This is a genomic window from Nocardioides sp., from assembly GCF_036401255.1.
GTDB lineage: Bacteria > Actinomycetota > Actinomycetes > Propionibacteriales > Nocardioidaceae > Nocardioides.
Genome location: NZ_DASWVI010000073.1, coordinates 1 through 2,612 on the forward strand (window position 1 = coordinate 1; position 2,612 = coordinate 2,612).

Genomic DNA, 2,612 nt, shown 5'->3' on the forward strand with positions numbered 1-2,612 from the left:
GGCCGGCCACACGGTGCTGATCGCCGCCCACGGCAACAGCCTCCGGGCCCTGGTCAAGCACCTCGACGGCATCAGCGACGAGGACATCGCCGGGCTCAACATCCCCACCGGCATGCCGCTGGTCTACGAGCTCGACGACGACTTCCGCCCCACCGGCGCCAGCCGCTACCTCGACCCCGAGGCTGCTGCCGCCGCCGCGGCTGCCGTCGCCAACCAGGGTCGGTGACCAGCTGCGCCCGACGAGGTCGGGCGCAGCGAGGGGTCACCGAGATCGAGCAAGCCCCGCGACCGAGGGACGAGGTCGCGACGGGCGCGTCGAGACCCGGTGACCCGACCGGCTTGATCCGACGAGCTCAGGCGTCGACCGAGCGCGGGTTCTCGCCGGTGACCACGAACACCACCCGGTTGGCGACCGAGACCGCGTGGTCGGCGATCCGCTCGTAGTACCGGCCGAGCAGGGCGACGTCGACGGCCGCCTCGACGCCGTGGCTCCAGTCGGCGGAGAGCATGTCGGCGAACGTGCTGCGGCGCAGCTGGTCCATCTCCTCGTCCTCGCGCACGAGCGCGAGCGCCTCGTCGACGTCGCGGTCGGTGATGATCTTCGAGACGCGGCGGACCATGTCCTCGGCGACGTGGGCCATCCGCTCGATCGTCGGGGAGACGTCGGCGGGGACGGCCAGGTTGGGCACCCGCAGGCGGGCGATCTTGGCGACGTGCACGGACAGGTCGCCCATCCGCTCGAGCTCGCTGACCATCCGCAGCGCGGCGACCACGGTGCGCAGGTCGCTGGCGACCGGCTGCTGGAGGGAGAGCAGCAAGAAGGCGGAGTCCTCGACCCGCTCGCGCGCCCGGTCGATCTCGGCGTCGGCGCTGATCACGCCCTCGGCGATCGTGGCGTCACCGGACAGCAGCGCCTCGGTCGCGAGCCGGACGGCGGTCTCGACGCTCTCGCAGATGCTCGCCAGGTCGTGGAACATGCCGTCGAGCTGTTCGTGGAATGCCTCTCGCATGAGACCACCCTAGGACTTGCAGGTGTCCGGCCGGGGCCGGGACGTGAACGAGCGGTGAATATCTCGAAGCCGCCGCTCCGTGGGCGAACGCGCGGTGAAATGGCTCGTACGATTCAGCTGTGGATGCGACGACCCAGGCGTTCCTGGCTGCGCTCATCGGCGCCGTCGTCGCCGGCGGCGCGGTGCTGGCGTGGCATCTCAGCGACCGCCAGCAGCGCCACGTCGTGCCCGTCGAGGAACCGGTCGTGCCCGTCGGGGTGGCCGCGGTGCTCTCCGTGCTGCGCAGCAGCGCGGTCGTGGTCGACGACGCCGACGTGGTGCTGAAGGCCTCGGCGCCGGCGTACGCCATGGGCCTGGTGCGTGGCACCTCCCTGCTCTCCACCGACCTCGCCGACCTCGTGCACCTCGTGCGCCGAGACGGGCAGATCCGCGAGACCGAGCTGCTGATGAGCCGGCCCGGGCTGCCGTCTCGTCACGTGACCGCCCGGGTGGCGCCCCTGGGTGCCCGGCTGGTGCTGGCGCTCGTCGAGGACCGGACCCGCGAACGCCGCGTCGAGGCGGTACGCCGGGACTTCGTCGCCAACGTCAGCCACGAGCTCAAGACGCCGGTTGGCGCGATCCGGCTGCTGGCCGAGGCGGTCCACGACGCCGCCGACGACCCCGAGGCGGTCAAGCGCTTCTCCGACCGGATGCTCACCGAGAGCGACCGGCTCTCGCGGCTGGTCCAGCAGGTCATCGAGCTCTCGCGGCTCCAGGGCGACGAGCCGCTCGAGCAGCCGATGCCGGTCGCGCTGGACGAGGTGATCAAGGTCGCAGTCGACACCAGCGCGATCGACGCGGACTCCAAGCGCATCTCGATCGTCACCGGCGGCACGCCGCAGCTGCAGGTCTTCGGCAGCGAGGAGCAGGTCACCGCGGCCGTCGCGAACCTGGTGGCCAACGCGGTGTCCTACTCCGACCCCGACTCGACGGTGCTGGTGTCGACGAAGGCCGACGACGACATGGTGGAGGTCTCGGTGGTCGACCAGGGCATCGGCATCCCGCCGCAGGAGATCGACCGCATCTTCGAGCGGTTCTACCGGGTCGACCCGGCCCGGCACCGCACCACCGGTGGCACCGGCCTCGGCCTGTCCATCGTCAAGCACGTCGCGGCCACCCACGGAGGAGACGTCCGGGTGTGGTCCGTCGAGGGTCAGGGGTCTACGTTCACCCTGACCCTCCCCCGATACTTCTCGGGCCGCTCGAACACGTGGAACCAGGAGGCTGGCCAGTGACCCGCGTACTCGTCGTCGAGGACGAAGAGAGCTACAGCGACGCTCTCGCCTACATGCTGCGCAAGGAGGGGTACGAGGTCGCGATCGCCGCGGACGGCAACGCCGCGCTGACCGAGTTCGACCGCAACGGCGCCGACATCGTGCTGCTGGACCTGATGCTGCCGGGCATCCCCGGCACGGAGGTGTGCCGTCAGATCCGGCAGACCTCGAGCGTGCCGGTGATCATGGTCAGCGCGAAGGACGACGAGGTCGACAAGGTGGTGGGCCTCGAGCTCGGCGCCGACGACTACGTCACCAAGCCGTACTCCCCGCGCGAGCTCGTGGCCCG

4 protein-coding genes are annotated in these 2,612 nt (G+C 70.9%); 3 read left to right on the forward strand and 1 reads right to left on the reverse strand.

The features are described from left to right. Positions 1-226: 2,3-bisphosphoglycerate-dependent phosphoglycerate mutase (locus VGD85_RS03465; RefSeq protein WP_331062054.1), on the forward strand; the 226-nt coding region annotated here is incomplete at its 5' end. A gap of 127 nt (positions 227-353) precedes the next feature. Here the strand turns inward: VGD85_RS03465 and phoU are convergent. Further along, positions 354-1,010: a phosphate signaling complex protein PhoU gene (gene phoU / locus VGD85_RS03470; RefSeq protein WP_331062055.1), complete on the reverse strand. Its 657-nt coding sequence runs from the start codon at positions 1,008-1,010 to the stop codon at positions 354-356. A 119-nt stretch (positions 1,011-1,129) separates the two neighbouring features. Here phoU and VGD85_RS03475 point away from each other — a divergent pair, with 119 nt between their 5' ends. Further along, positions 1,130-2,284 (forward strand): sensor histidine kinase, encoded by a 1,155-nt coding sequence (locus tag VGD85_RS03475; protein WP_331062056.1) that lies wholly within the window; start codon positions 1,130-1,132, stop codon positions 2,282-2,284. Then, positions 2,281-2,612, forward strand: a 332-nt coding sequence (locus VGD85_RS03480; protein WP_331062057.1) for a response regulator, incomplete at its 3' end; no start/stop codon positions are given. The genes VGD85_RS03475 and VGD85_RS03480, both read left to right, overlap by 4 nt.

What these genes read in the sequence shown, in the direction of transcription:
- phoU (WP_331062055.1), bottom strand. Translation starts at nt 1,010, where the DNA reads ATGCGAGAGGCATTCCACGAACAGCTCGACGGCATGTTCCACGACCTG.